Origin of the sequence: Massilia sp. BHUDP2 (assembly GCF_046236355.1) — a bacterium.
GTDB lineage: Bacteria > Pseudomonadota > Gammaproteobacteria > Burkholderiales > Burkholderiaceae_D > Telluria > Telluria varians.
On the sequence record NZ_JBJUVW010000001.1, the window covers coordinates 1,929,018 to 1,954,253 of the forward strand.

Consider the following 25,236-nt stretch of genomic DNA (forward strand, 5'->3'; position numbering starts at 1 on the left):
TTTTTCCGTGACAAGCCTTGCCTAAGGCGTGTGCGCTCCCTATAATGGCGGCATCGGGCGGTTAGTTCAGCTGGTTAGAATACTTGGTCGACATCCAAGGGGTCGCAGATTCGAATTCTGCACCGCCCACCAGAACACTCAGCAGTATATAAGCAGTATTTAGTAAGAGCGAGAAAGGCACCGACGGTTATGACACCGCGAACTACGACTATGTTGTGGGGGAATCGCTAGACGCGGTACGGTGGTCTTTTGTCCAAAGAAGCTCGACAACACTGAAGAAAACGCGCCTAGTGCGCGTTTTTTTTCGTCCAAACTTTTTAGCTTTCAATATTTTCAACATTTAACGGCGCGCGCTGCGCCACATGGAGAACAGCAATGCTCAACGTTCGACTTCCGGATGGTTCCAGTCGTCAGTTTGACGGCCCGGTCACCGTTGCCCAGGTGGCCCAGAATATCGCCCCGAGCCTGGCCAAGGCCGCGCTTGCCGGCAAGGTCAACGGCAAGGTGGTCGACACCTCGTTCCTGATCGAAGACGACGCCGACCTGGCGATCGTCACCGACCGCGATCCGGACGGCCTGGAAGTCATCCGCCACTCGACCGCCCACCTGCTGGCGCACGCCGTCAAGGAATTGTTCCCGGAAGCGCAAGTCACCATCGGCCCGGTCATCGAGAACGGCTTCTACTACGACTTCTCGTACAAGCGTCCGTTCACCCCGGACGACCTGGCGGCGATCGAGAAGAAGATGGCAGAGCTGGCCAAGAAGGACCAGCCGGTCACCCGCAAGGTGCTGCCGCGCGACGAGGCGGTCAGCTACTTCAAGTCGATCGGCGAAGACTACAAGGCCGAGATCATCGCCTCGATCCCGGCGAACGAGGACGTGTCGCTGTACGAGCAGGGCGGTTTCACCGACCTGTGCCGCGGCCCGCACGTGCCCTCGACCGGCAAGCTGAAGGTCTTCAAGCTGATGAAGCTGGCCGGCGCCTACTGGCGCGGCGACTCCAAGAACGAGATGCTGCAGCGCGTGTACGGCACCGCCTGGACCAAGAAGGAAGACCAGGAACAGTACCTGCACATGCTGGAAGAGGCCGAGAAGCGCGATCACCGCAAGCTGGGCAAGCAGCTGGACTTCTTCCACTTCCAGGACGAAGCGCCGGGCCTGATCTTCTGGCACCCGAAGGGCTGGACCATCTGGCAGCAGGTCGAGCAGTACATGCGCAAGACCTATCAAACCACCGGCTACAGCGAAGTCAAGGCGCCGCAGATCATCGACGTCACCCTGTGGCAGAAGACCGGCCACTGGGACAACTATCGTGAAAACATGTTCACGACCGAGTCGGAGAACCGCACCTACGCCCTGAAGCCGATGAACTGCCCGGGCCACGTGCAGATCTATAACGCCGGCCTGCGTTCCTACCGCGACCTGCCGCTGCGCTACGGCGAGTTCGGTCAGTGCCACCGCAACGAGTCCTCGGGTGCGCTGCACGGCCTGATGCGCGTGCGCGGCTTCACCCAGGACGACGGCCACGTGTTCTGTACCGAAGAGCAGATCGCTCCCGAGGTGGTGGCCTTCCACGCCCAGGCGATGAAGGTCTACGAGGACTTCGGCTTCGAGAACATCGACGTCAAGATCGCCCTGCGTCCGGAAAACCGCATCGGTTCCGACGAAGTGTGGGACCAGGCCGAAGAGGCCCTGCGTTCGGCGCTGCGCGGCTGCGGCGTGGAATGGACCGAGCTGCCGGGCGAGGGCGCCTTCTACGGCCCGAAGATCGAGTACCACCTGAAGGACAGCCTGGGTCGTCCATGGCAGGTCGGCACCATGCAGGTCGACTTCTCGATGCCGGGCCGCCTGGGCGCCGAATATGTCGCGGAAGACAACACCCGCAAGGTGCCGGTCATGCTGCACCGTGCGATCGTCGGCTCGATGGAGCGCTTCATCGGCATCCTGATCGAGAACTACGCCGGTGCGCTGCCGCTGTGGCTGGCTCCGGTGCAGGTCGCGGTCTTGAATATTTCGGATGCGCAAGCAGATTATGTGAAGCAGGTCGAAGCCAAGCTGCGCGCGGCGGGCATCCGCGTTCACGCTGATTTGCGGAACGAGAAGATTACTTATAAAATTCGCGAGCATTCTGTCCAAAAACTGCCGTACATTCTGGTTGTTGGCGATAAAGAACGTGAAGCAAATACGGTGGCCGTGCGTGCCCGCGGCAATGTCGATCTCGGCGTGATGCCGGTCGACGCGCTCGTGGAGCGCCTGGTTGGCGAAGTTGCCGCCAAGGCGAAATAATCCCGGCCTCAATCAATACTTTCAAAGGAAACGACATAGCTACTGACAAACAGCATCGCATCAACGGCGAGATCACCCATCCCGAAATGCGCCTGAACGGTGTGGACAACGAACCGCTGGGCATCGTGAGCCTGGCGGAAGCGTTCCGCATGGCCGAGGAAAAGAACGTCGACCTGGTCGAGATCGCGCCGAACGCGGTCCCGCCGGTCTGCCGCCTGATGGACTACGGCAAGTTCAAGTACTCCGAGCAGAAGAAGGCGCACGAAGCCAAGCTGAAGCAGAAGATCATCCAGGTCAAGGAAGTCAAGTTCCGTCCGGGTACCGATGAGGGCGACTACAGCATCAAGCTGCGCAACCTCATCAAGTTCCTGGAAGACGGCGACAAGACCAAGATCACGCTGCGCTTCCGCGGCCGTGAAATGGCGCACCAGGACATCGGCATGCGCATGCTCGAGCGCCTGCGCGGCGACCTGGAAGAATACGGCCAGGTCGAGCAGTTCCCGAAGCTCGAGGGTCGCCAGATGATCATGGTGGTCGCGCCGAAGAAGAAGAAGTAATTCTTCGCGCCGTCAGATGAATGGGCCGGGTCCGGGCGCCAGCGTGAGCTGCGCCTGGCCTGGCCTGCGTTCGTTTGTGCGCTTCGTCGGACTCGGCGACAAAACCCTGGCGCCGCCCCAACAATTCCCCGCAAACCTGTGCTATCATCTGCGGTTCCTGTTTTTAACAAACAGGTTGTAGTCGACAGGAAGTGGCGTCGGCTGCAAGACAAGTGAAAGCAGGCATCCAAGAGCGGCGTTGCCGCCACCTGCAATCCTGTCGTATAGAGGCTGCCTGTAAAAGGGCAGAATACTATGCCAAAAATGAAAACCAAAAGCTCCGCGAAGAAGCGTTTTCGCGTGCGTCCGGGTGGTACCGTCAAGTCGGGTATGGCGTTCAAGCGTCACATCCTGACCAAGAAGACCACCAAAAACAAGCGTCAACTGCGCGGCACCCGTAACATCAATGCATCGGACGTGACGAGCGTCTACCGCATGATGCCTTCCGCTTAATCTCACTAATCATATACAAAGGGAGCTACCATGCCTCGAGTAAAACGTGGGGTTACTGCACGTGCCCGTCACAAGAAAGTCCTTGAACTTGCCAAAGGCTACCGCGGCCGTCGCAGCAAGGTATTCCGTATTGCCAAGCAAGCAGTCATGCGCGCTGGCCAGTACGCCTACCGCGACCGTCGTAACAAGAAGCGCGTCTTCCGCGCCCTGTGGATCACCCGTATCAACGCGGCATCGCGTTCGCACGGCATGACCTACAGCGCCTTCATGAACGGCCTGAAGAAGTCCGGGATTGAACTGGACCGTAAAGTCCTGGCCGACATGGCAGTGCACGACAAGCCGGCATTCGCCGCGATTGTCACCGCCGCCAAGGCCAAGCTGGCTGCCTAATCAGTCAGTTAGCTAGCAAGACCAGCGCAGGGCTCTTTACTGAGCCTTGCGCGAAAAGAGCGGGGCACACGGTAAATCACCTTGTGCCCCGTTTTTGATTGTGGCTCCTGCCGCCACCTAAACAGGAAAAGAACAAGCATGCAATCGCTGGAAGATCTCGTCTCCTCGGCCCAGGCTGATTTCACCGCCGCCGCGGACGCCGCCGCGCTCGAAAATGCAAAAGCCAAATACCTGGGCAAGACCGGCCAGGTCACCGACCTGATGAAGGGCCTGGGCAAGCTCGACCCCGAACAGCGCAAGGCGCAGGGCGCCCTGATCAATGCCGCCAAAGAAAAAATCGAACAGGCACTGACCGCCCGCCGCGACGCCCTGGCCAACGCCCAGCTCGAAGCGCGCCTGAATCTCGAGGCCATCGACGTGACCCTGCCGGGCCGCGGCCGCGCCAAGGGCGGCATCCACCCGGTGATGCGTACTTGGGAACGTGTCGAGCAAATCTTCCGCTCGATCGGCTTCGACGTGGCCGACGGCCCCGAGATCGAAACCGACTGGACCAACTTCACCGCACTGAACAGCCCGGAAAACCATCCGGCCCGTTCGATGCAGGACACCTTCTATATCGAAGGCAATGACAGCACCGGCAAGCCGCTGCTGCTGCGTACCCATACCAGCCCGATGCAGGTGCGCTACGCGCGCACCCACACCCCGCCGATCAAGGTGATCGCGCCGGGCCGCACCTACCGCGTCGACAGCGACGCCACCCACTCGCCGATGTTCCACCAGGTCGAAGGCCTGTGGATCGGCGAGGACATCAGCTTCGCCGACCTCAAGGGCGTGTACCTGAACTTCGTCAAGGCCTTCTTCGAGACCGAGGACCTGGAGGTGCGCTTCCGTCCGTCCTACTTCCCGTTCACCGAACCGTCGGCCGAGATCGACATTGCCTTCGGCTCCGGTCCGCTCAAGGGCCGCTGGCTGGAAGTGTCGGGGGCAGGGCAGGTGCACCCGACCGTCGTTCGTAATTTCGGCCTCGATCCGGAACGGTTCATCGGCTTCGCCTTCGGCTCCGGCCTCGAGCGCCTGACCATGCTGCGTTACGGGATCAACGACCTGCGCCTGTTCTATGAGGGCGATCTCCGCTTCCTCAAACAGTTCAACTGACACCTCGACGTAAGAAGAAGGCAAAAGAATATGCAATTCTCAGAAAACTGGCTCCGTTCCATGGTCGATCCGAAGATGACCTCGAGTGAACTGTCCCACCTCCTGACCATGTCCGGCCTCGAAGTCGAGGAAGTCGAAGCGGTCGCGCCGCCGTTCACCAACGTGGTGGTGGCCGAGGTGAAGGAAGTCGCCAAGCACCCGGACGCCGACCGCCTGAACGTCTGCCAGGTAGACGTCGGCACCGGCACCCTGCTCAACATCGTCTGCGGCGCCCCGAACGTGCGCGCCGGCATGAAGGCGATCTGCGCCAAGGCCGGCGCCGTGCTCCCGCCGGGCGCCGATGGTAAACCCTTCGCGATCAAGGTCGGTAAACTCCGCGGCGTCGAGTCGCAGGGCATGATGTGCTCTGCCAAGGAACTGAAGATCTCGGAAGAGAGCAGCGGCCTGATGGAACTGCCGGCGGACGCACCGGTCGGAGCAAGCATCCGCGACTACCTCGGCCTGGACGACCTGAAGTTCACCATCAAGCTGACCCCGAACAAGGCCGATTGCCTGTCGGTGCTGGGCGTGGCGCGCGAAGTGGCGGCCCTGACCGGCACCCCGCTGCACGTGCCGACCACCAAGCAGGTCGCCGTCAACCTCGACGAGACCCTGCCGGTGAAGATCTCGGCGCCGGACCTGTGCGGCCGCTTCTCGGGCCGCGTCATCCGCGGCCTGAACGCGCGCGCCGCCACCCCGGACTGGATGAAGCAGCGCCTCGAGCGCAGCGGCCAGCGTTCGGTGTCGGCCCTGGTCGACATCTCGAACTACGTAATGCTGGAAGTCGGCCGTCCCTCGCACGTGTTCGACCTGTCCAAGATCCACGGCGGCCTGGACATCCGCTGGGGCAGGAAGGGCGAAACCCTCAAGCTCCTGAACGGCAACACCATCGAGGTCGACGAGTGGGTCGGCGTGATCGCCGACGACAAGGAAATCGAATCGCTGGCCGGCATCATGGGCGGCGACTCCACCGCCGTCACCCTCGATACCACGGACATCTACCTGGAAGCCGCGTTCTGGTGGCCGAACGCCATCCAGGGCCGCGCCCGCAAGTACAACTTCTCGACCGATGCGGCGCACCGCTTCGAGCGCGGCGTGGACTACGCGACCACGGTCGAGCACATCGAACGCATCACTGCGCTGATCGTCGAGATCTGCGGCACCGCGGAGACGAAAGTGGGTCCGGTCGACGATCAGTCGGTCAACTTGCCGCAGCCAAAGCCGGTCGCGATGCGCACCGCCCGCGCCGCCAAGGTGATCGGCGTGCCGCTGACCGATGAAGCGGTTGCCGACATCTTCACGCGCCTGCAGCTGCCGTTCACCTTCGACGCCGGTGTCTTCCACGTCACCTCGCCGTCCTACCGCTTCGACATCGAGATCGAGGAAGACCTGATCGAGGAAGTCGCGCGCGTGTACGGTTTCGAGAACATCCCGACCCGCCCACCGGTTGCGCCGACCGCGATGCTGATCGAGCCGGAAAACACCCGCTCGCTGTTCGCGATCCGCCACCAGCTGGCCGACCTGGGCTACCAGGAAACCGTCAACATGAGCTTCGTGGAAGCCCAGTGGGAGCAGGACTTCGCCGCCAACGCCGATCCGATCCGCCTGCAGAACCCGATCGCCAGCCAGATGAGCGTGATGCGCTCGAACCTGGTGGGCAGCCTGCTGGCCAACGTGCGCTACAACGTCAACCGCAAGGCCGGCCGCGTGCGCGTGTTCGAAGTCGGCGCCGTGTTCAAGCGTAACGCGGCGGTAGCCGACGGTCCGCTGTCGGTGGCCGGTTTCGAGCAGCCCAAGCATGTCGCCGCCATGGCCTACGGCCCGGTCAACGACGAGCAGTGGGGCGAAAAGACCCGCCAGGTCGACTTCTTCGACGTCAAGGCCGACCTCGAGGCCCTGTTCGCACCAAGCGTGCTGCGCTTCGTGAAGGGCGAGCATCCGGCCCTGCATCCGGGCCGCAGCGCCTTCGTCGAGCTGGATGGCAAGCAAATCGGCTTCATCGGCGAGCTGCACCCGCGCTGGCTGCAGAAGTACGACCTGCCGCAGGCGCCGGTCGTGTTCGAAGTCGATGCCGAGGCGCTGCGCCAGCGCAGCGTGCCGGCTTACGTCGAGATTTCGAAGTTCCCGGGCGCCACGCGCGACCTGGCGCTGGTGGTCAAGCAGGGCGTCGCGGCCCAGGAAGTGCTCGATTGCTTCCATGCCGAGATCGCCGCGAATCCTGGCGGAAAGATCGTGCAAGCCGTTGTTTTGTTTGATGAATACCGCGGCAAGGGCCTGGAGGCGGATGAAAAAAGCCTTGCTTTCCGCTTTGGCTTGCAAGATACTCAATCGACGCTGCAGGACGACGCGGTAGACGCCATCATGGCTGCCGTGGCCCGTGCGGCACAAGAAAAAGTCGGCGCAAAGCTGCGTGCATGATGTGTTTTACGGGGCGTTCCAACAGAGCGCCCTGGTAAAGCATGTCATATCGTTCCAAAACATCGTTTCTTGAAGGTAGGGCTTCAAAATTAATAACAACGACGTTGATTCGGCCGTGTTCCAGGAAGCGCTGGCGGCCGATCTGCATCGCGCGACACAAGTGGCGCGGATGCGGAAGGAAGCAGAGAAGGACCTGCCGACCCTGACCAAGGCCGAGCTGGCCGAGCTGCTGTTCGAGCAGGTCGGCCTGAACAAGCGTGAAGCCAAGGACATGGTCGAGACCTTCTTCGACGAAATCCGTAACGCGCTCGAGCGCGGCGAGGCCGTCAAGCTGTCGGGCTTCGGCAACTTCCAGTTGCGTGACAAGCCGCAGCGGCCGGGCCGCAACCCGAAAACCGGGGAAGAGATCCCCATCACGGCGCGCCGCGTCGTGACTTTCCACGCGAGCCAGAAGCTCAAGGGAATGGTCGAGGAGACTAGTCCGCCGAGTAACTCTCTGGCCCGCGCCGCCTGAGTACAATACGTAGATGAGCGAACGACCGAACAAGCCTGAGCCCGTGGTGCTGCCGCCGATCCCGGCGAAGCGCTATTTCACGATTGGTGAAGTGAGTGATTTGTGCGGCGTCAAACCGCATGTGCTGCGCTACTGGGAACAGGAATTCACCCAGCTAAAGCCGGTCAAACGCCGAGGTAACCGTCGTTATTATCAGCACCACGAAGTGCTGCTGATCCGCCGCATCCGCGAACTGCTGTACGAACAGGGCTTCACGATCAGCGGCGCGCGCAATCGCCTCGACGGCCGCGGCCATGTGGTGGACGCTGCCGACGAAGTCGAGCTGCCGCCGCCGGCACCGGTCGTCGATGTCGAGATGCTCAGGGCCGAGCTGCTGGACATTCTCGCTCTCCTGAAGCACGGCAGTCGCGCCGGCATCGCCTGAGCGCGTTCAGGCGCGCCGTACCGACGCCGCGCTGTCTCCTTGACGGAGACTCCCGATGCATTGCGCTCGTCAAAACTGTCCGATAAGCCATTGCACGGACCTGTTGATGGGTGCCGCGCATAACTCAGCAAGTGTGTGCCTTGATGCCATGCGCCGTAGTGATAGAATGTCACTTGCGGCCATGCTTATATATGCATGCAAGCCGGGGCGTATGCACGGACCTGGCACTTTCCTGAAAAGGGAAAATTTAAGGGAAGACAATGATACGCGTTGCCATTTGTGACGATCACCAAATAGTTCGAGCAGGATTCAAACAGATTTTCTCGTCGTCGGGCGAGTTCGAAGTCGTCGCCGAAGGCGCCACCGGCCGCGAGGCCCTCGATATCGCACGCCGCGAAATCTGCGACGTCCTGTTGCTCGACATCGCCATGCCGGACCAGAGCGGCATCGATATCCTGCGCACCATCCGCCAGGGCCAGCCCAACCTGCCGGTGCTGATCCTGTCCGGTTATCCGGCGCAGCAATACGCGCTCAACCTGTTCAAGATGGGCGCCAACGGCTACCTGAACAAGGAATGCGAAGCCGACGAGCTCAAGACCGCGGTGCGCACCGTGTACCAGGGCCGCCGTTACGTGAGCTCGACCGTTGGCGAGTTGCTGGCCCAGAGCTTCGACCGCGACCCGAACACGGCGCTCCACACCGAGCTGTCGGACCGCGAGTTCCAGGTCTTCCTGCGCCTGGCCAAAGGAGCCACCGTGTCGGACATCGGCAACGCCCTGTCGCTGTCGATCAAGACCGTCTCCACCTACCGCACCCGTATCATGGAAAAGATGGGCCTGCAGTCGAACAGCGATCTGACCTATTACGCCATGAAGAACAATCTGCTCGACTGAGCAGTTCCCGGACGCGCCGGTCCCCGGCGCGTTTCCCGTGCCGCCTCCGCTGTCCCTCCGGCTTGCCAGCCAACAACTGTTTCCAAGCGTTACAAAAATTTCGCCGCTGTGCAACATTTGTATTGCATACCGCCGCGTCCTCGCGCACACTGCTAAGTGCCCGCCACCCAGCATTTCTGTTTCCATTAACAATGGCTGGCATCCGCGTAACGTCTGCTTACCCCAAGGGCCTCACTGCACTGTCGAGCTAACGCGACTATAATCGGCCCGGACGGCATCAGTTGCGCGAAAGGAAGCCCATGTACTTTTCCACTGCCTTCGACGGCAAGCGGCTGCGTGGTCTGCCGCTCTCCAAGACCCTGTTGTGCGTGGCCTGTGTCGTCATCCTGGTCATCAACGCGGTCTTCCTGATCCGTAACCTGGATGACCTGCGCTCCGCGAACGCCCTGCAGGCCCAGACCGCGCGCGTCTCCGACGAACTCCAGTATCTGAACCTCCTGGTCACCGATGCCGAGAGCGGCTTGCGCGGCTATTTCCTGTCCGGCTCGGAAGTCAACCTCGGGCCGCTGCACGCGGCGCCCCAGCAGATCGACAGCCAGTTGCGCGCGCTGGGCGTGCTGCTTGCCGACAATCCTTCGCAAACGAAAAACCTGGCCCAGCTGCGCAGCCTGGTGCAGCGCAAGCTCGGCCTGATGCACGAGTCGCTCGAGGTCTACCGCCGGGGCGGGCTGGTCGACATCGTCGCGATCTCGGCGGCCGCCGACGAGCGCGGCCAGATGGACGAAATCCGCCTGCAGGTCGTGATCATGACGCGCGAGCAGAACGAACTGCTGGCCAGCCGCACTGCCGCGTTCTATGAACAGTCGCGCCGCACGGTGCTGCTGGGGGTCGGCATCAATGCCGCCGCCATCCTCGTGATCCTGTTATTCCACAGCCTGGTGCAGCGCAGCTTCGGCCTGCGCCTGGAGGCCGAGCGCGCGCTGCAGCAGACCAACGACAGCCTGGAAGCGGTGGTTGCCGAGCGCACCGAGCAGTTGTCGGTGCTGTCGCGCCACCTGATCCGGGTGCAGGAAGAAGAGAAGTCGCGCCTGGCGCGCGAGCTGCACGACGAGATGGGCGCCAACCTGACCGCGATCGGGATGGACATGACCTCGGTCAGCGAACAGCTCAAGGGCACGCACCCGGAACTGGTGTCGATGCTGGGCCGGGCCCGCAAGACCCTGATCGACACCGTGCAGCTCAAGCGCCGCATCATCGAGAACCTGCGTCCCAGCCTGCTCGACAACATGGGCCTGTCGGCCGCGCTGCAGAGTTATTGCGCCGATTATGCGCGGGTGACCGCGCTCGACTGCGATGCCCTGATCGATGCCGAGGCGGACCGTGCCGGCCCGATGCAGGCGATCGCGCTGTTCCGCATCACTCAGGAAGCCCTGAACAACATCGCCAAATACGCCAAGGCGCGCACCGTGATCGTCAACCTGACGCGCGAGCCAAGCGGCTGGGAGCTGGAAATCACGGACGACGGCATCGGCATCCCGGCGGACGCGATGGCCAAGTCCAAGTCGCACGGCCTGCTGGGCATGCGCGAGCGTGCGCTGCTGCTGGGCGGCAGCCTGCAGGTGGCGCGCGGGGTGAACAATGTCGGCACCTGCGTGCGCGCCTGGATTCCGGCGGCCGCGCCGGGCGGGGATGGCAGCGCCAATGCCGCTCCGGTGTTCGCCAGCGCAGAAACGACAACGCCGTCCCTGTCGATCGGGACGGCGGTCGAAGCCAGGAGCGGCAAGGCGCCCGATGGGGCGCCGGTCAATTCTTAACGGGCCACGTCGCTCAGCAGGCGGTCGTATTCCGACTTGGCGACCTTGTAGCATTCGCCTGCGTACTCTTCCAGGCCGGCGCGGTCCAGCACGGTGATGTTGCCGCGGCGGTACTGGATCAGGCCTTCGTCCTGCAGCTTGCCGGCAGCAGCGGTGATGCTTTCGCGGCGCACGCCCAGCATGATCGAGATGAGTTCCTGGGTCACTTTCAGCTCGTTGCTGGCCGAACGGTCCAGGCGGTCGAGCAGCCAGCGGCACAGTTTCTGTTCGATCGAGCTGTGGCGGCCACCGACGGCGTTCTGGGCCATCTGGGCGAACAACGCGTTGGTGTAGCGCATCAGGAGCTGGGGCAGGGCGCCGCCTTTGGCGAAGGCGTCACGCAGGAACTGGGTCTTGAGGCGGTAGCCGTAGCCGGCGCTCTGGACCACGGCGCTGCAGGTGGCGCGTTCGCCCATGAACAGCGACACGCCGACCGCGCCTTCGTGACCGACCACCGCGATCTCGGTGGTGGCGCCGTCTTCCATTACGTACAGCAGCGACACGATTGCCGTCGTCGGAAAATACACGTATTCCAATTTGCTGCCATACTCGAACAACTCCTTGCCGAATGGCAGAGGAACGAGTTCCAGGTGCTCGAACAGGGTTTCCAGGTCTTGGCGGGGCAGGGCGCCGAGCAGTTCGTTCTGCTGGGTGCCGCTGTAGCTGACAACGGGGCGGGACGCGGCTTTCACAGTCTCACTCGTGGCTGGGATCTTGTGTTGCGCTTTTTGCGTACCACCAAGCTGAGCGTTGTTCATTTTCTGTCCTCTTATCTCTAACGTGTGTCGGTTTGCGATTGCTTGAGGTCTTGTTTTCGTTTCCTCATCGCGATGTGTGAACAATAAAGCTATAGTCTGTTGGCGAACATAAGACTGGCAGTCGCCCCTGTGTAGGCTTGCCGCATCCGGTTTTGTAAGTCCAGTCCTACTGGAGAGATGTCGCTCTGTCATCTCTTTTTCTTTTGCTGAGGAAACGCTTTTGCGCCCGTTTCGCGCATAATGTGGCTTTCCTTTTGCCCCACCCGACAATGCCCTTGCCACTGCTGCTGGTCGAAGACGATGCCGTGCTGGCCGACGGGCTGCTGCGCACTCTGCAGGCCCAGGACATGCAGGTCGAATTGCTGCATGACGGACTGGCCGCCGATGCCCGCCTGCAGAACCCGCAGTCGGCGGCGCAGTTGGCTGTCGTCGTGCTGGACATCGGCCTGCCGGGCATCGACGGCTTCGAAGTGCTGCGCCGCCTGCGCGCGCGCGGCGCCAGGACCCCGGTGCTGCTCCTGACCGCCCGCGACGCCGTCGAGGACCGGGTGCGCGGCCTGGAGGCGGGCGCCGACGATTACCTGGTCAAGCCGTTTGCCACTCCCGAACTGGTGGCGCGCATCCGCGCGCTGGCGCGGCGCTTCGCCCCGCCCCCGAGCCAGCTGGGGCTCGCGCGCCTCAGCCTCGACGGCGCCACCCGCCGCGCGCGTGTCGGCGAACGCCCCCTCGAGCTGTCGGTGCGCGAATGGGGCGTGCTCGAATACCTCCTGCAGAACGCCGGCCGGGTGGTGTCGAAGCAGCAGATCATCGACGCCATCGCGCCCTGGGGCGACGACCTGACCCTCAACGCGGTCGAGGTCTACGTCTCGCGCCTGCGCCTGAAGCTCGACGGCGCCGGCGTGGCCATCCGCACCATCCGCGGCTTCGGCTACCTGCTCGAAGCCGGGAACTAGCGCTTCGCGAGCGGCCCATGAGCAGCATCCGCCTGCGCCTGCTGAAGTGGCTGGTCGCACCCATCCTCGTGTTCAACCTGCTGGCCGCGAGCCTGACTTACCTGCTGGCCTGGACTCCGGCCCAGCGCGCCTTCGACCAGGGCCTGCTGGACGCCGCCACCGGACTGGCCACGCGCGTGCGCCCGGGCGGCGCGTCGGTCGACCTGCCCGCGAACCTGCCTGACGCGGCGCGCGTGCTGGGCGCCGGTTCGCCCGACGCCAGCTGGTTCGTGGTGCGCGATGCGGGCGGCCGGGTACTGGCCGGCGACCCCGCTTTCCCGCGCCGCAGCGGCAGCGCGCCGGTGCGCGACGAGCGCATGCACGGGCAGCCGGTACGGGTGGCCAGCCTCCTGGTGCCCGGCAGCGGCGGCCCGGTCGAGGTGGGGGTGGCGCGCACGCTGAGCCAGCGCCAGCAGGTCCGGTCGGCCATCGTGCGCGCGCTGGTGCTGCTCGAAGTCGTGTTCAGCCTGGCCCTGGTCGGCCTGGTGTGGTTCTCGGTCGGCAACGGCCTGGCGCCGCTGGCGCGCCTGCGCGCCCGCCTCGATGCGCGCGGCAGCCACGACCTGGCGCCGCTCGAGGATGGCGGCATGCCGCGCGAACTGCTGCCGGTGGTGAACGCCTTCAACGCGCTGCTGGAACGCATCGCCGCCGGCGCCAGGGCCCAGGACGATTTCCGCGCGAACGTCGCGCACCAGCTGCGCACCCCGCTGGCCGGACTGCGCCTGCAGCTGGAATGGCTGGCCGGCCGCCACCGCGACGATCCCGAGACCGTGCGCACGGTCGAATTGCTGTTGCAGGCCAACGAACGCATGATCCGCCAGGCCAACCAGCTGCTCTCGCTCGAACGCGCCGGGCCGGAGCGCTTCGCGCAGGCACGCTTCGCCCCGCTCGACCTCTCGGGCATCGTCGGGGAGTCGGTCCAGTCCTTTGTCGAGCGTGCGCTGCGCAAGGACATCGACCTGGGCTTCGTGCTGGAGCCGGCGTGGCTGGAAGGGGAGCGCCACATGCTGCGCGACCTGGTCGACAACCTGGTGGACAATGCGCTGCGTTACACGCCGGCGCAGGGCAGGGTCACGGTGTACTGCCGCCCGACGCCGGATGGGGTCCTGTTCGCGGTCGAGGATTCCGGCCCGGGGATCGCGCCCGAGAAACGGGCCCAGGTGTTCCAGCGTTTCGTGCGTCTGGACCAGCACAGCCAGGGCTCGGGCCTGGGCCTGGCGATCGTGCGCGAGATCGCCGCCGCGCACGGCGCCCGCGTGGAACTCGGCGAGGGGGCGGGGGGAAGCGGCTTGCGGGTCGCGGTCCGCTTCCCCCTGGAAGGCTCGCTACCCGTTCAGTCGGCGCCCGAGGTATAGCTGTAGCTGCGCTTGCGCCGCGAGTTGATGTTCGGGCGGATCTTCTGCGGCGCGATCGCCACGCTGGCGCCGGCGCTGCGCTGCACCGCGCCGATCACCACCGTGGTCGCCTGCGGCTTGCCGTCGACCGTGACCGGCACGCCGGTCGCCAGCACCGGGGAGGGCGGCAGGCCGCCGCCCACGAAGGGCGAGGAGCGCTGGCCGCCGCAGGTGGCGTTCACGCCGATCGCGCCGGAGCCGTTGAGCAGGTTGACCCAGTAGCCGCGCGCTTCGCCGAGGGTGGTGGAGCAGGTGCCGGCCAGCGGCGGGATCGGACGGTTGGTGCTGAAGGTCACCATGCCGCCGGCGATCAGCGCCGAAGTCACGACCTGCTCGCCCTGGCCGTTCTCGTTCAGGTCCATGAACCAGCCTTTCAGGCTGCTGCCGGGCAGGATCGCCGTGTTCGAACAGGTATTGCGCGCATTCGCGCTGTAGTCTTCCAGGGCGTCCAGGTTGGCCGGATCGACGTTCGCGCCGTCCGTCAGGCTGTCCTTGTACACGTAGAAGCGGTTGGTGACCCCATTGAACGGGTACTGGCTGGCCAGCGGGTGCTCGCGGTCGCCGCTGCCGATCGCCACGTAGACGTGGTCCTGGGCCGCCAGCAGGGCCGGCGCGAACAGGAACTTGCGTCCGCCGCCGCTGGTCCCGGCCACCTTGCGGCTGGTCCAGGCGCTGCTCGATCGTGCGCTGCGGCTGGCGTCGACGAAGTCCACCCGGTACAGGTTGCCGCCGGTGTCGGCCGCGTACGCATAGTCGGGCATGGCGTCATTGTCGACGTCCACCATCGCGATGTCGGCCGCCACCGGGCGCGCGGTCGGGAAGCTGCGCAGGAGCGCGCCGTTGTTGGCGTCGAGGACGTAGATCACGCCGCCCTTGGCACTGGCGCAGCCGGGCGCCTTGCTGTCGGCGTCCTCGCAGCTGTCGTAGCCCCCGCCCACGACGATGACCGGGCTGGCGCCCTGTTCATAGCCCTTGAGGAAGGCCACGCTCGGCGTCGACCAGGTCTGGCCGATGCCCGACATGCCGGTGGTGCAGCCGGTGTCGTTGTCCAGGTTCGGGCAGCCCGCCTTCCATTTGAACTTCGGCGTCAGGGGCTTGCTGACGTCGAGGGCATAGATCATGCGGCCGCCGCGGCGCATGGTCGGGAAGATCCAGACTTTCGAGCTGTCGGCGTTCTGGTAGACGCCGGTCGAGCCGTCGAAGAAATAATCCTTCCGGGTCGGGGCGATGTCCTGGTCCGGCATGCCGGGATAGGCGACCAGCGGCGTGTTGCTCATCAGGCGAGACAGGCGCGGGAAGAACTCGGGCGCCACGAAGGCCCAGTGCTCGACGCCGGTATCCGCGTCCATGGCGCGCAGGGTGCCGTCGTTGGCGCCGTAGAACACGGTCACGCCGAACTTCTTGCTGTCGACCTCCTTGCCGCCGTAGTTGATGGGCAGGGGACGGGAATGGATCACGTCGCCGTGGATCGAGGGACGGGTGCTGCTCGCGCCGACCGTGCCCTTCTCGCCGGTGACGTCCTCGCCGCGGATGAACCTGACCAGGTCGGCCGCCATGCCGCTGTTGGCGCTGGTGAGGTCCGTCAGGCCCGAGGCGGTATGGGTGAGCACCTTGCGGTTGACCGCCTGGGTGCCGGCGCCGTTCCCCTCGCGCAGGACTTGCGCGGCCGCGCCTTTTTCCACGAAGGGCCCGTCGGGCAGGTCGGAGAAGGGATCGAAACCCTTGGTGTCGCAGGTGCCGAGCGGCGCCGGGTCGATGCCCAGGCCCTCCCAGTAATTCTTGCTGTCCTTGGTCCAGTAGCTGGCCGCGCAGGGCGTCACGAAGCCGGTGACGGTGTTCACCGCGACCTTGCCGTTGACGTCGCCCAGGTCGATGTTGCCGTTGTTGTCGATCAGTTGGTAGCGCTTGAGGTTGCCGAACCAGCGCGGCTTGGCCTTCTTGTCGGGACGGAACATGCCGATGAAGACCTGGTTTTCGTTCTGCGACCGGTTGGTGGCGTTCACCGGCAGGCTGGTCGAGGCGAAGGTGCTGTTGACCGCCTGGATCTCGATCAGGATGTTCTTCAGCGCCTCGACGATCGAATCCTCGTTCTTGGCCAGGAAATACTTGCCGCCGCCGGCGCGCGCCATGCTCAGCAGGAGCGAGGTGTGCTCGGCGTTCGGCTGGGCGTTATGGACGTCGATCGTGTATGTCGTCACGTTCGGGCGGATGCTGCCGCTCGGCATGGCAATGCCGCGGTCGTGCAGCAAGCGCGCCCATTCGTCGGCATTGCGCGGGCCGGTGTCGGTGCTGAAGGTGCCGGTCGGGCTATTCGTGATCTCGATGTCGGTGGCCACCACGCTGTAGCGGCTGTTGCCGGTGGTGCAGACGCCGACTTCGCTGGGCACCGCATTGCCGATCTTGCAGCCTTCGGTGTAGCCGTCGCAGACGGTGCTGAAGGAGGGCAGGGCCGAGGCGGCCGCGGTGGCGCTGCCGTAGCAGGCGGCGGTGGTGCCCACCGTGGTCGAGGTGGTCGTGCTCTTGCTGCTGAAGTTCGGCAGGCCGAGCTGCTTGACGGGCTGGCCGTTGAGCGTGTTCAGCAGGGCGGTGTTGGCGGCGCTGTCCTTGGACGGACCGCTGGCGTTGGGATTGCCGATGAAGATGACGAAGCTCTTGCCGCACAGGTTGTCGAGCGTGAGCGGCGACTTGAAACGCGAAAAGGCCGTGGCGTAGCCGTTCCTGTCGGCCTTGCTCGCCAGCGTGGCGCCCGGCGAATACGAATTGGCGCCGGCAAAGTAGTTGTACACGTCGTACATCAGGTTGCCGTAGGGCGTGTTCGAGTTGCGCTTCTCGTCCGGGCTGTTGATGTTGTTGTAGATCGTGGTCAGCTGGGTGCTGATCGCCGCCCGGTTGGTCGCGTCCATCGGCTGGACCGCGTAGCGGATGAAGCCGCCGTCGTCGTTGGCGTTGCCGCCGGTGACGTACTCCATCAGGCCCAGGCTCACCGAGCCGTCGAGCTCGGCCACGACGCGCTGGATCGCCCTGACCTCGGACTGGCCCTGGGTGAGCCCACCCGGCCATTTCTGGTTCTGGCGCGCCCAGTTCGAGGTGTTGTCGAGCACGATGAGGATGCGCGGATTGAGCTTGTCGCCCGCCGAGGCGCCGGTGAAGATGTCGATGTCATCGGCGCCGGCCGGCAGCGGCAGCAGGGCCAGCGAGCTGGACAAGCCCAGGGTCAGGCGCAGGGCGGCCGGACGGGAAAAGAGGCGCATGGTGCGGAACATGGTGAATCCTTCTCGGCTTCAGGTACTGGGGCAGTTGTTGGTAACGTCGTCGCGCGCCACGCGCACGGCCACGCCCTGGGTGACCGTGACCTGGGCCTCGGTCTCGACGTCGGTGGCCTCGGCGCTGATTTCCCAGATGCTGTCGGCGCAGGCCGAGTTGCCGTCGACGGCGCCGGCCACGCCGAAACTCTGCGAACTGCCCATGCTGCACACCTGGTCTTCGGCCTTGGCGAGGTCGAGCGCGGTGTTCTTGATCACCGGCGCCTTCACGCATTTCGGGCTCGGCGCGATTCTGACCCGCACGTCGTCCTTGCCGTCGCCATTGGTGTCGACGCAGCGCTGGTTGTCCTCGCCACAGGGGTTGGCCAGCACGTGCTCCGGCGTGACGGTGAAACGGGTGTTGCTGATCACTTCCTCGATGGTTTCGCGGGCCGCTGCTGCGGCTTCGTCGCGCTGCTGCAGGTTGCTGACGATTTGCAGGTTCGACTTGCCGACGTTGAAGGTGGTCAGCGCGACCAGGGTCAGCAGCACGAGCAGGACCAGGGCGGTGATCAGGGTGACGCCGCGCTGGCGGCGGGCAATCGTTGTCATGGCAGCCTCCTTCCGGCCGGGTTGGGCAGCGCCACCTGGGTCTGGAAGACGTGGCGCTTGTAGGCATCGTTCGCGGCGTCGATGGTGTGGGGTTCGCCGTCGGCATCCAGGCCGAGCGTGTAGCTCTTGCGGTCCACGTAGCCGGGGCTGGCGCGGGTATTGCGCGCCAGGACGTGGATGCGGACAGCGACCGCGGCGCGCCAGTTGGCCACCGCGCAGGCCGCGCCGGCGCAGCCGTCGTGGGTGGACGGATTGGCCGTGGTGACGTCCGCCACGCCATCCTTGGCCAGGTCCAGGCCGTATTCGACCTGCAGGTTCTCGATGCCTTCGGCCAGCGGCACCACGGTGTTCCAGGTCGGGGCCTGGCCGGTGCTGCCCAGCTCGAGGCGCTTGAGGGTCGGGATGCCGTCGCCGGCGCGGTTATTGTTGGCCACGTAATAGATATGGGTCAGGTATCGCCGCTTGGTGGCCAGGGTGCCGCTGCCCGCCACCGGGCTGCAGTCGCGCTGGTGGCGGTTCAGGTTGACCTCCGACAGGCTGAGCGCATAGAAGTCGGCCACGTTGGGCGAATCGAGTTCGGTGGCGTTGTTGCACAGCGAGGCCTGGAAGAACGGCCCGCCATTTGCCAACGGGGCGCAGCTGCCGACGCCGGCGACGCAGGTGGCGGTGCGGCGCACCACCAGCACGTCGGTGCCGTGGCGCACGTCGCCCAGGCAGGCCGGCAGGGCGGCGCCCGCATCCAGGCCCTGGACCGGCAGCACCAGGCCGGCCTTCAGCTCGTCCAGGTTGGCGGCGCACAGGGCCGGCAGGGCGGCCGGGCTGGCCAGCACGCTGGGGTCGAACTCGGCGTAGTAACCGGCGTTGCGCAGGTCGACGCCGAGCACGTCGATCGCGTAGCGCCCGTTCTCGACCTGCAGGTGGGCCTGCTCGATTTCCTGCTGGGTGCGCATGTTCTTGACGAACATCGTGGACAGGCCGGCCAGGATCGCCAGGCCGAGCGCCGAGGCGATCATCAGCTCGGCCAGCGAAAAGCCGCGCGCGCGGCGTAGGGAAGGAATGGGTCGCATGCTGTTCTCCTGTGCCGGATTCACGTGCAGCCCGGCAGGCCGATGGCGACCCGCGCCGACACGGTGCGGCGGTGGGTGTCCGCGCCGTACTGGTCCTTCCCGCACGCCTGGGCCGGGGCCTTGGTGGCGTGCATGCCTTGCCAGGCCACGGTGACGAGGTAGACGGCCGGGGTGCAGACACCCGCGGCATCGTTTTCGGCGCGCACCAGTTCGACGCAGCCGCGCGCGCCCTGCATGGCGCCGGCGTTGTTGCCGCTCCGTTGCTCGGCCGCGCCCTTCAGGGCCAGGTTCCACTCGCACAGGTCGCGGTCCTTGCCTGCCGCCGCGGCGGCGCAGTCGCTGCCCAGCGTGCTGCCGGTGCCGAGCGGCGCCTCGGTGACGTAGGCGCCGGCCTGGGCGCCGTTGGCGGACAGGCGCGCCTGCATGTCCTGCAGCAGCACCGCGGCCTGGGCGCGCTGGTAGGACTCGATGGTGCCGACGTGGGCCTTGGCCTGGAAGGCCGCCAGGCCGAGCAGGCCAAAGGCGAGCACGACCATCGTAATCAGGACTTCGACCAGGCCGACGCCGCGTGCGCGCAGGCGGGATGGGAGGGAAGGCAAGCGTTTCATGGGATCAGCAGGCGGACTGGGTCTGGTTCGGACGCCCGGACAGGTCGACCTTGACGCAGCGCAGGTCGCCGCCGCTCTTGCCGGCGATCTCGAAGGAGGGCAGGGTCGTGCCCTTGACGCGGCCATTGGCCAGGTAGGTCACGCGCTCGGGGCCCGTGATGCTGGCCACGGCGGCCCCGGGGTGGCTGTGCAGCAGGCGGCCGGCGTCGCTTGGGGCGGCGATGCTCCAGCCGGCCAGCCAGCCGGCGGCGCCCGGGGCCAGGGTGACCTCGGCATTGCGCTTGATCGCTTCGCTGCGCGCCAGCATCAAGGCGGTGTGCAGGTCGGTGCCGGTGCTGCGCGCGCGCATGGCGGCCACCCAGTTGCCGTAGGCGGGCGCGGCGATCGCGCCCAGGATCGCCATGACGGCCAGCGCCGTCAGCAGCTCGGGCAGGGTGAAGCCGCGCTGGCGCGCCCCACTTACCATTTGGCGCTCGGCGTGCGCACGCCCGCTTGGTTGATGCTCAGCTCGCCATCCGCGAGCTGGGTCGAGCCGGGCCACGGGGTGGCGGTAATCGTATAGCCCTGCGGCGGACCTTCGACCAGGGTGATCTTGACCTCGTACTTGGCGGTCACCGGGCCGGGTGGCGTCACGCCCAGGTCGGTGTGGGAGGCGGCGAAGCTGCGGCTGTCGGCCATGTACTGGGCCTGGGCCTGGCTCAGTTCCATCAGGTAGGACTGGGCCGCGGCGCGGTTGCTGCGCACCACGTACTGGTTGTACGAGGGCAGGGCGATGGCCGCCAGGATGCCGACGATGGCGACTGCCACCATGAGTTCGACCAGGGTGAAACCGCGCGGGCGCCGGAAAATTGGGGAAAGCATTGTTTCCTCACGGAATGATAAATGTTGCCCAGTATAAACACTGAAGCTGTCAAATTGCTGAAGCAAAGCTGACAAAATGCTGACAATGACCTGGGCTTGGAAGCGCCTCCGTGCGCGCCGTCCACACAAGGCGCTCCGTACCCGGTAAAATCGCCGGTTTTGCATCAATCCACTGGCCGAGACCATGTCCACCGATACCGCAGCACCCGGCAACAAGAACGCCGACGAGATGTCCCATGATCCTGGCGCCGCTCAGGCAGGCAAGCCCGCCGCCCTGATCGCGCGCGAAGTCGCGCGCCGTCGCACCTTCGGCATCATTTCCCACCCTGACGCGGGTAAAACCACGCTGACCGAGAAGCTGTTGCTGTTCTCGGGCGCGATCCAGATGGCCGGCACGGTCAAGGGCCGCAAGAGCGGCCGCCATGCGACCTCGGACTGGATGGACATCGAAAAGCAGCGCGGCATCTCGGTCGCGTCCTCGGTGATGCAGTTCGAATTCCGCGAGCACGTGATCAACCTGCTCGACACCCCGGGCCACCAGGACTTCTCGGAAGACACCTACCGGGTGCTGACCGCGGTCGACTCGGCGCTGATGGTGATCGACGCCGCCAAGGGCGTGGAAGAGCAGACCATCAAGCTGCTCGACGTCTGCCGCATGCGCGACACCCCGATCGTCACCTTCATGAACAAGCTCGACCGCGAAACCCGCGACCCGCTCGAGCTGCTCGACGAAGTGGAATCGGTGCTGAAGATCGAATGCGCGCCGGTGACCTGGCCGATCGGCATGGGCAAGAACTTCCGCGGCGTGTACCACCTGCTGCGCGACGAGATCATGCTGTTCAAGGCCGGCGAGGAAAAGGCCGACGGCGCCTTCGAGATCGTCAAGGGCATCGACAACCCGAAGCTGGCCGAGATGTTCCCGCTCGAGATCGAACAGCTCAAGATGGAAGTGGAGCTGGTGCACGGCGCCTCGCACGTGTTCGACCTGGAGCGCTTCCTGTCGGGCGTGCAGACCCCGGTGTTCTTCGGTTCGGCGATCAACAACTTCGGCGTGCGCGAGATCCTGTCGGCGCTGGTCGACTGGGCGCCGGCGCCGCGCGAGCGTGACGCCACCGTGCGCGCGGTCGAGCCGACCGAGCCGAAGTTCTCGGGCTTCGTCTTCAAGATCCAGGCCAACATGGACCCGGCCCACCGCGACCGCATCGCTTTCCTGCGCGTGTGCTCGGGACGTTTCGAGAAGGGTATGAAGGTCAAGCACCTGCGCCTGGGACGCGAAGTCAAGCTGTCCTCGGTGGTGACCTTCATGGCCTCGAGCCGCGAACAGGTGGAAGAAGCCTACGCCGGCGACATCATCGGCCTGCCGAACCACGGCAACATGCAGATCGGCGACAGCTTCTCGGAAGGCGAGATGCTGACCTTCACCGGCATCCCGTATTTTGCCCCGGACCTGTTCCGCACGGTGCGCATCCGCAATCCGCTCAAGGTGAAGCAGCTTCACAAGGGCCTGCAGCAGCTGGGCGAAGAGGGCGCGGTGCAGGTGTTCAAGCCGCTGCTCGGTTCGGACCTGATCCTGGGCGCGGTCGGCGTGCTGCAGTTCGAGGTCGTGGCGAGCCGCCTGTTGAACGAATACGGCGTGGATGCGGTGTTCGAGAGCAGCAGCATCTCGAGCGCGCGCTGGGTGTCGAGCGATGACAAGAAGGCCTTGTCCGACTTCGAGAACCAGCTCGGCCACCAGGTGGCGGTCGACGCGGCCGGCAACCTGGCCTTCCTCGCCACATCTAGCGTCAACCTGCGTCTGACCCAGGAACGCTGGCCGAAGCTGACCTTCCACGCCACCCGCGAGCACGCGGCCAAGCTGGCCTGAGGTCTTTCCACTCCGGGTCGCCGGCCAAGGCCGGCGACCCGCGTCCCATCAGAAGCCGAACCCGACGCTGCCGCGCAAGCCGGTGGCGTTGGAATTGCTGCGGAACTTGTCGGCGCTGCCATTCATGATGACCTCGCCCTTGAGCGTGGCCTTGTCGTTCAGCTTGTACTTGGCGCCCAGCGCGCCGTAGGCGCCGGTGCCGGTCTCGCTCCCGAAGGCCGTGGTGGATTTGCCGGCGGCATGGGCTTCGGCCATCCGGGGCGTCACGAAACCGTCGTTCTTCACCACGCTCTGGGCGACGCCCAGCTTGCCGTAGGCGGTCAAGCGCTCATTGACCGGCACGCTGATCTTCGCCGCCAGATAGGTGGTGTAGCTCCTGGCGCCGAGCACGCCCGACCCAAGCGCCTCGTCGATCGCCATCTCCCTGGCATTGAAGGGGTTCGGCTTGTGGAAACCGCGGTCGTCCAGGTGGGAATAGCCGGCCTCCAGCGCGAGGTACTGGTTGAACGCATAGCCGAGCACAAGCCTGGGATCGGTACGGAATCCCTGGGCCTTGAACAGGCGGTCATTCGGGTTGGCGGCCTCGTTGCCGCCGTACAAGGGCTGGTAGCGTTTGAAACCCTCGGCCAGCGGGCCGAAGCGTCCGCCCGTCTCGGCCGACAGGGACGAGGACGGTGCATCGACCAGCTGCGCCTGCGCGCTGCCGATGGCGAGGAGTGCGGCTGCAACAACGATGCGCCTGGCGTTCATGCGTGTTCCTTTTCGTGACGTGCTTGTTCAGGTCGAGCGGAAGGATACAGCGTGCAGCAGGAGCAACTATATCAAATAAGTAAGTGATTGTTTCACAATACATATGCCTGTTGGTTCGGCATCGAAGATGGCGGGCGATCTGAGCGACCGCAAACCGGCACCAGATTGAAGCGCGTAGATTCGTTGAATGCGTTCAGGAAATTAAACAAAGATCCGCGCCATTCTCAGGGAGGCATCATGCAGCCACATCCGACTCCTTCCCGTGCCGGGCTTTCTTCGCACCGCGGCTGAGCCATGCTGTCGCGACTGAAAATCGGCCCCAAGCTGCTGCTCGCACCCGGCGTCGTCCTGATGCTGCTGGTACTGCTCTCGAGCGCCGCCTACTATGCGATGGTGAAGCAGCACCAGTCGCTGCAGTCCATCGTCGGTCCGCGCGCGGTGCAGATGCGCAGCGCCACCGAGCTGGTGGCCCAGGCCCAGCGCGTCCATGCCGACACCTACAAGCTGCTCACCTGGCTCGGCAGCAGCTTCTCGCGCGCCCGCATCGACGTCCTGATCGCCGACATCCACCGCCAGCACGGCGCGATCGAGCGCGCCTTCGGCGAGCTGATGCAGCGCACCGGCGACAGCGCCGAACGGCGCCACGTGGAGCAGGCAGCCCAGGCGCACCGCTTGTACGTGCGGGCGGCACGCGAGGTGGTCGAACTGGCGCACGCCGACCAGACCATCGGCGCGAATGCCATGATCAAGCCTGAGGCCGCGTTTTCAAGGCTGGTGGAGCGCATGGGCATGCTGGCCAGGCTCGAGCGCGAGCTGTCCGAACAGGCGTCCGTTGCCGCCGCCGCCGACTTCCGGCTCACGGCCGCCCTGATGCCCTTCGTGGTCCTGCTGGCGGTCGGCGTGTCGCTCGCCATCACGGTGGCGGTGCGGCGCGCGCTGCTGCTGGAAATCCGCGGGATCGGCGCGGCGGCGCTGGGCCTGGCGAGCGGCGACCTGACGGTCGGCGAACGGGTCTATGGCGAAGACGAGATCGGCGAAACCTCGCGCGCGCTCGACGCCGGTATCCGCAACCTGAACGGCACCCTGCGCACCGTGCTGGAATCGGCGCGTACCATCGGCAGCGCCTCGCGCGACCTCAGCCTCGGCAACCTGAGCCTGCACAGCCGCGCCGTATTCCGCAGCCGCTCGCTGGAAGACACGGCGGCCAGCATGCAGCAGCTGGCCGAAACCGTGACCGTCACCGCCACCAATGCGCTGGCGGCCAACCGGCTGGCGCAGTCGGCATCGTCCCGTGCCCGCGAAGGCGGGCAGGGCGTCGAGCGCATGGCGGCCACCCTGGCGCGGGTGAAGGACGGCGCCGCCCGGGCGGCCGAGGTGGCGGCGGCGATCGATGCGTTTGCCAGCGAAGCCGGCGCGCTGGCGCTGAACGCCGCCCTCAGCGCGGCCCGCAACGGGACACAGGACCACGAGTTCGCCGACGCGGCCAACGAGGTGCGTGCGCTGGCCCAGCGTGCGGCCGGCGCCGCCCGCGAGGTGCGCGAACTGGCGGCGCGCTCGGTGGCCGAGATTGAAGGCTGCGCGGCCTGGGCAGCCCAGGCCGGCGCCGGCGTCGAGGATGCGCTCGGGGCGGCGCGCGAGATGGAAGACGTGCTGGGGCGGATCGGCAGCGCCAGCGCCGGCCAGGCCGGCAGCCTGGCCGAGGTCAACCAGGCGATCGTGCGGATGGACGAGGTGACCCAGCAGAACTGCGCCCTGGTCGAGGAAGCGGCGGCGGCCGCGCGCACACTGCAGATGCAGGCGCTGGCGCTGTCGCGCAGCGTGGCGGCCTTCCGCCTGGAAGAGCCGGGATCGGCGCCGGCGCCACAGCCGGAGAGCATGGCGCCGCCGCCAATGGAAAACGGCGCCCCGAGGGATCTTCCCAGGGAGCGCCGTCGTCACGAGCGGTCGCACTTGCGGCTCGTATCGAGCCGCAAGTGATTCCTCGTTCAGCCACTTTGCTGAACAGCGTATGGTCAGCCAAGCTTCCTGCGTCGGCTTGCCTGGCGCTATGTTGAAACAGCTCCTCAG

The 25,236-nt window shown here is 65.4% G+C and carries 22 protein-coding genes and 1 tRNA gene; 15 read left to right on the forward strand and 8 right to left on the reverse strand.

Annotated features, from left to right (window positions below):
- Positions 1–55 precede the first annotated feature (55 nt).
- From ACK6C6_RS08805 to ACK6C6_RS08855, 11 genes are all read left to right on the forward strand, one after another.
- A tRNA-Val gene (locus tag ACK6C6_RS08805) sits at positions 56–132 on the forward strand.
- A gap of 243 nt (positions 133–375) precedes the next feature.
- A complete protein-coding gene (gene thrS / locus ACK6C6_RS08810) occupies positions 376–2,286 on the forward strand; it encodes a threonine--tRNA ligase (RefSeq protein ID WP_209586339.1) in 1,911 nt (636 codons plus the stop codon).
- A complete protein-coding gene (gene infC / locus ACK6C6_RS08815; RefSeq protein WP_370661394.1) occupies positions 2,286–2,843 on the forward strand; it encodes a translation initiation factor IF-3 in 558 nt (185 codons plus the stop codon). Before thrS ends, infC begins: the two co-directional genes overlap by 1 nt.
- Before the next feature lie 294 nt (positions 2,844–3,137).
- On the forward strand, positions 3,138–3,335 hold the full coding sequence (rpmI, locus tag ACK6C6_RS08820) for a 50S ribosomal protein L35 (RefSeq protein ID WP_026354218.1): 198 nt from the start codon (positions 3,138–3,140) through the stop codon (positions 3,333–3,335).
- 30 nt (positions 3,336–3,365) lie between these two features.
- Positions 3,366–3,725, forward strand: coding sequence for a 50S ribosomal protein L20 (rplT, locus tag ACK6C6_RS08825; protein ID WP_027865360.1), 360 nt, complete (start codon positions 3,366–3,368; stop codon positions 3,723–3,725).
- Positions 3,726–3,863: 138 nt separating this feature from the next.
- Complete coding sequence (gene pheS / locus ACK6C6_RS08830) at positions 3,864–4,880, forward strand: phenylalanine--tRNA ligase subunit alpha (protein ID WP_036206904.1); 1,017 nt, start codon at positions 3,864–3,866, stop codon at positions 4,878–4,880.
- A gap of 30 nt (positions 4,881–4,910) precedes the next feature.
- The gene (gene pheT, locus ACK6C6_RS08835; RefSeq protein ID WP_409266948.1) at positions 4,911–7,337 is read left to right on the forward strand and encodes a phenylalanine--tRNA ligase subunit beta; all 2,427 of its coding nucleotides are present in this window, start codon (positions 4,911–4,913) and stop codon (positions 7,335–7,337) included.
- 169 nt (positions 7,338–7,506) lie between these two features.
- Positions 7,507–7,851, forward strand: coding sequence for an integration host factor subunit alpha (locus ACK6C6_RS08840; protein ID WP_027865357.1), 345 nt, complete (start codon positions 7,507–7,509; stop codon positions 7,849–7,851).
- Between the two features lie 13 nt (positions 7,852–7,864).
- Positions 7,865–8,275, forward strand: coding sequence for a MerR family transcriptional regulator (locus tag ACK6C6_RS08845; RefSeq protein WP_209586341.1), 411 nt, complete (start codon positions 7,865–7,867; stop codon positions 8,273–8,275).
- A gap of 260 nt (positions 8,276–8,535) precedes the next feature.
- Positions 8,536–9,168, forward strand: coding sequence for a response regulator transcription factor (locus tag ACK6C6_RS08850; protein WP_027865355.1), 633 nt, complete (start codon positions 8,536–8,538; stop codon positions 9,166–9,168).
- 299 nt (positions 9,169–9,467) lie between these two features.
- Entirely contained in the window at positions 9,468–10,982 is a 1,515-nt protein-coding gene (locus tag ACK6C6_RS08855) for a CHASE3 domain-containing protein (protein ID WP_409266949.1), read from the forward strand.
- Here the strand turns inward: ACK6C6_RS08855 and ACK6C6_RS08860 are convergent.
- Entirely contained in the window at positions 10,979–11,779 is an 801-nt protein-coding gene (locus ACK6C6_RS08860; RefSeq protein ID WP_027865354.1) for a Crp/Fnr family transcriptional regulator, read from the reverse strand. The two genes, ACK6C6_RS08855 and ACK6C6_RS08860, sit on opposite strands and share 4 nt — an antisense overlap.
- Positions 11,780–12,048: 269 nt before the next feature.
- Between ACK6C6_RS08860 and ACK6C6_RS08865 the strand changes: the two genes are divergently transcribed.
- Positions 12,049–12,732 (forward strand): response regulator transcription factor, encoded by a 684-nt coding sequence (locus tag ACK6C6_RS08865; protein ID WP_409266950.1) that lies wholly within the window; start codon positions 12,049–12,051, stop codon positions 12,730–12,732.
- Positions 12,733–12,749: 17 nt separating this feature from the next.
- Positions 12,750–14,126: a sensor histidine kinase gene (locus ACK6C6_RS08870; protein WP_409266951.1), complete on the forward strand. Its 1,377-nt coding sequence runs from the start codon at positions 12,750–12,752 to the stop codon at positions 14,124–14,126.
- On the opposite strand, the gene ACK6C6_RS08875 is transcribed toward ACK6C6_RS08870, so the two are convergent.
- The 6 genes from ACK6C6_RS08875 to ACK6C6_RS08900 are packed head-to-tail and all read right to left on the reverse strand — an operon-like array spanning position 14,105 to position 20,555.
- Entirely contained in the window at positions 14,105–17,428 is a 3,324-nt protein-coding gene (locus ACK6C6_RS08875; protein ID WP_409266953.1) for a pilus assembly protein, read from the reverse strand. The genes ACK6C6_RS08870 and ACK6C6_RS08875 overlap by 22 nt on opposite strands.
- A gap of 18 nt (positions 17,429–17,446) precedes the next feature.
- The gene (locus ACK6C6_RS08880) at positions 17,447–18,019 is read right to left on the reverse strand and encodes a hypothetical protein (protein WP_409266955.1); all 573 of its coding nucleotides are present in this window, start codon (positions 18,017–18,019) and stop codon (positions 17,447–17,449) included.
- Entirely contained in the window at positions 18,016–19,086 is a 1,071-nt protein-coding gene (locus tag ACK6C6_RS08885) for a PilW family protein (RefSeq protein WP_409266956.1), read from the reverse strand. The genes ACK6C6_RS08880 and ACK6C6_RS08885 overlap by 4 nt, the downstream gene beginning before the upstream one ends.
- A gap of 20 nt (positions 19,087–19,106) precedes the next feature.
- A complete protein-coding gene (locus ACK6C6_RS08890) occupies positions 19,107–19,694 on the reverse strand; it encodes a type IV pilus modification protein PilV (RefSeq protein ID WP_409266957.1) in 588 nt (195 codons plus the stop codon).
- A gap of 4 nt (positions 19,695–19,698) precedes the next feature.
- Positions 19,699–20,160 (reverse strand): GspH/FimT family pseudopilin, encoded by a 462-nt coding sequence (locus tag ACK6C6_RS08895; protein WP_209586964.1) that lies wholly within the window; start codon positions 20,158–20,160, stop codon positions 19,699–19,701.
- Positions 20,154–20,555 (reverse strand): type IV pilin protein, encoded by a 402-nt coding sequence (locus ACK6C6_RS08900; RefSeq protein ID WP_409266958.1) that lies wholly within the window; start codon positions 20,553–20,555, stop codon positions 20,154–20,156. The genes ACK6C6_RS08895 and ACK6C6_RS08900 overlap by 7 nt, the downstream gene beginning before the upstream one ends.
- Positions 20,556–20,784: 229 nt before the next feature.
- On the opposite strand from ACK6C6_RS08900, the gene ACK6C6_RS08905 reads away from it, so the two are divergent.
- The gene (locus ACK6C6_RS08905) at positions 20,785–22,419 is read left to right on the forward strand and encodes a peptide chain release factor 3 (RefSeq protein ID WP_409267317.1); all 1,635 of its coding nucleotides are present in this window, start codon (positions 20,785–20,787) and stop codon (positions 22,417–22,419) included.
- A 48-nt stretch (positions 22,420–22,467) separates the two neighbouring features.
- Here ACK6C6_RS08905 and ACK6C6_RS08910 read toward each other — a convergent pair whose 3' ends face one another.
- Entirely contained in the window at positions 22,468–23,169 is a 702-nt protein-coding gene (locus ACK6C6_RS08910; protein WP_409266959.1) for an outer membrane beta-barrel protein, read from the reverse strand.
- 294 nt (positions 23,170–23,463) lie between these two features.
- Here ACK6C6_RS08910 and ACK6C6_RS08915 point away from each other — a divergent pair, with 294 nt between their 5' ends.
- A complete protein-coding gene (locus ACK6C6_RS08915; RefSeq protein ID WP_409266960.1) occupies positions 23,464–25,146 on the forward strand; it encodes a methyl-accepting chemotaxis protein in 1,683 nt (560 codons plus the stop codon).
- Positions 25,147–25,236 lie beyond the last annotated feature (90 nt).

Excerpts from the sequence above, each read along its gene's own strand:
- ACK6C6_RS08880 (WP_409266955.1), bottom strand. The coding sequence starts at position 18,019 with ATGACAACGATTGCCCGCCGCCAGCGCGGCGTCACCCTGATCACCGCC.
- ACK6C6_RS08840 (WP_027865357.1), top strand. The coding sequence starts at position 7,507 with ATGCGGAAGGAAGCAGAGAAGGACCTGCCGACCCTGACCAAGGCCGAG.
- ACK6C6_RS08915 (WP_409266960.1), top strand. The coding sequence starts at position 23,464 with ATGCTGTCGCGACTGAAAATCGGCCCCAAGCTGCTGCTCGCACCCGGC.
- ACK6C6_RS08900 (WP_409266958.1), bottom strand. The coding sequence starts at position 20,555 with ATGCTTTCCCCAATTTTCCGGCGCCCGCGCGGTTTCACCCTGGTCGAA.
- ACK6C6_RS08905 (WP_409267317.1), top strand. The coding sequence starts at position 20,785 with ATGTCCCATGATCCTGGCGCCGCTCAGGCAGGCAAGCCCGCCGCCCTG.
- pheS (WP_036206904.1), top strand. The coding sequence starts at position 3,864 with ATGCAATCGCTGGAAGATCTCGTCTCCTCGGCCCAGGCTGATTTCACC.
- thrS (WP_209586339.1), top strand. The coding sequence starts at position 376 with ATGCTCAACGTTCGACTTCCGGATGGTTCCAGTCGTCAGTTTGACGGC.
- ACK6C6_RS08855 (WP_409266949.1), top strand. The coding sequence starts at position 9,468 with ATGTACTTTTCCACTGCCTTCGACGGCAAGCGGCTGCGTGGTCTGCCG.
- ACK6C6_RS08870 (WP_409266951.1), top strand. The coding sequence starts at position 12,750 with ATGAGCAGCATCCGCCTGCGCCTGCTGAAGTGGCTGGTCGCACCCATC.
- ACK6C6_RS08860 (WP_027865354.1), bottom strand. The coding sequence starts at position 11,779 with ATGAACAACGCTCAGCTTGGTGGTACGCAAAAAGCGCAACACAAGATC.
- ACK6C6_RS08885 (WP_409266956.1), bottom strand. The coding sequence starts at position 19,086 with ATGCGACCCATTCCTTCCCTACGCCGCGCGCGCGGCTTTTCGCTGGCC.
- pheT (WP_409266948.1), top strand. The coding sequence starts at position 4,911 with ATGCAATTCTCAGAAAACTGGCTCCGTTCCATGGTCGATCCGAAGATG.
- rpmI (WP_026354218.1), top strand. The coding sequence starts at position 3,138 with ATGCCAAAAATGAAAACCAAAAGCTCCGCGAAGAAGCGTTTTCGCGTG.
- ACK6C6_RS08850 (WP_027865355.1), top strand. The coding sequence starts at position 8,536 with ATGATACGCGTTGCCATTTGTGACGATCACCAAATAGTTCGAGCAGGA.
- ACK6C6_RS08895 (WP_209586964.1), bottom strand. The coding sequence starts at position 20,160 with ATGGTAAGTGGGGCGCGCCAGCGCGGCTTCACCCTGCCCGAGCTGCTG.
- rplT (WP_027865360.1), top strand. The coding sequence starts at position 3,366 with ATGCCTCGAGTAAAACGTGGGGTTACTGCACGTGCCCGTCACAAGAAA.
- ACK6C6_RS08910 (WP_409266959.1), bottom strand. The coding sequence starts at position 23,169 with ATGAACGCCAGGCGCATCGTTGTTGCAGCCGCACTCCTCGCCATCGGC.
- ACK6C6_RS08865 (WP_409266950.1), top strand. The coding sequence starts at position 12,049 with ATGCCCTTGCCACTGCTGCTGGTCGAAGACGATGCCGTGCTGGCCGAC.
- ACK6C6_RS08845 (WP_209586341.1), top strand. The coding sequence starts at position 7,865 with ATGAGCGAACGACCGAACAAGCCTGAGCCCGTGGTGCTGCCGCCGATC.
- ACK6C6_RS08890 (WP_409266957.1), bottom strand. The coding sequence starts at position 19,694 with ATGAAACGCTTGCCTTCCCTCCCATCCCGCCTGCGCGCACGCGGCGTC.
- ACK6C6_RS08875 (WP_409266953.1), bottom strand. The coding sequence starts at position 17,428 with ATGTTCCGCACCATGCGCCTCTTTTCCCGTCCGGCCGCCCTGCGCCTG.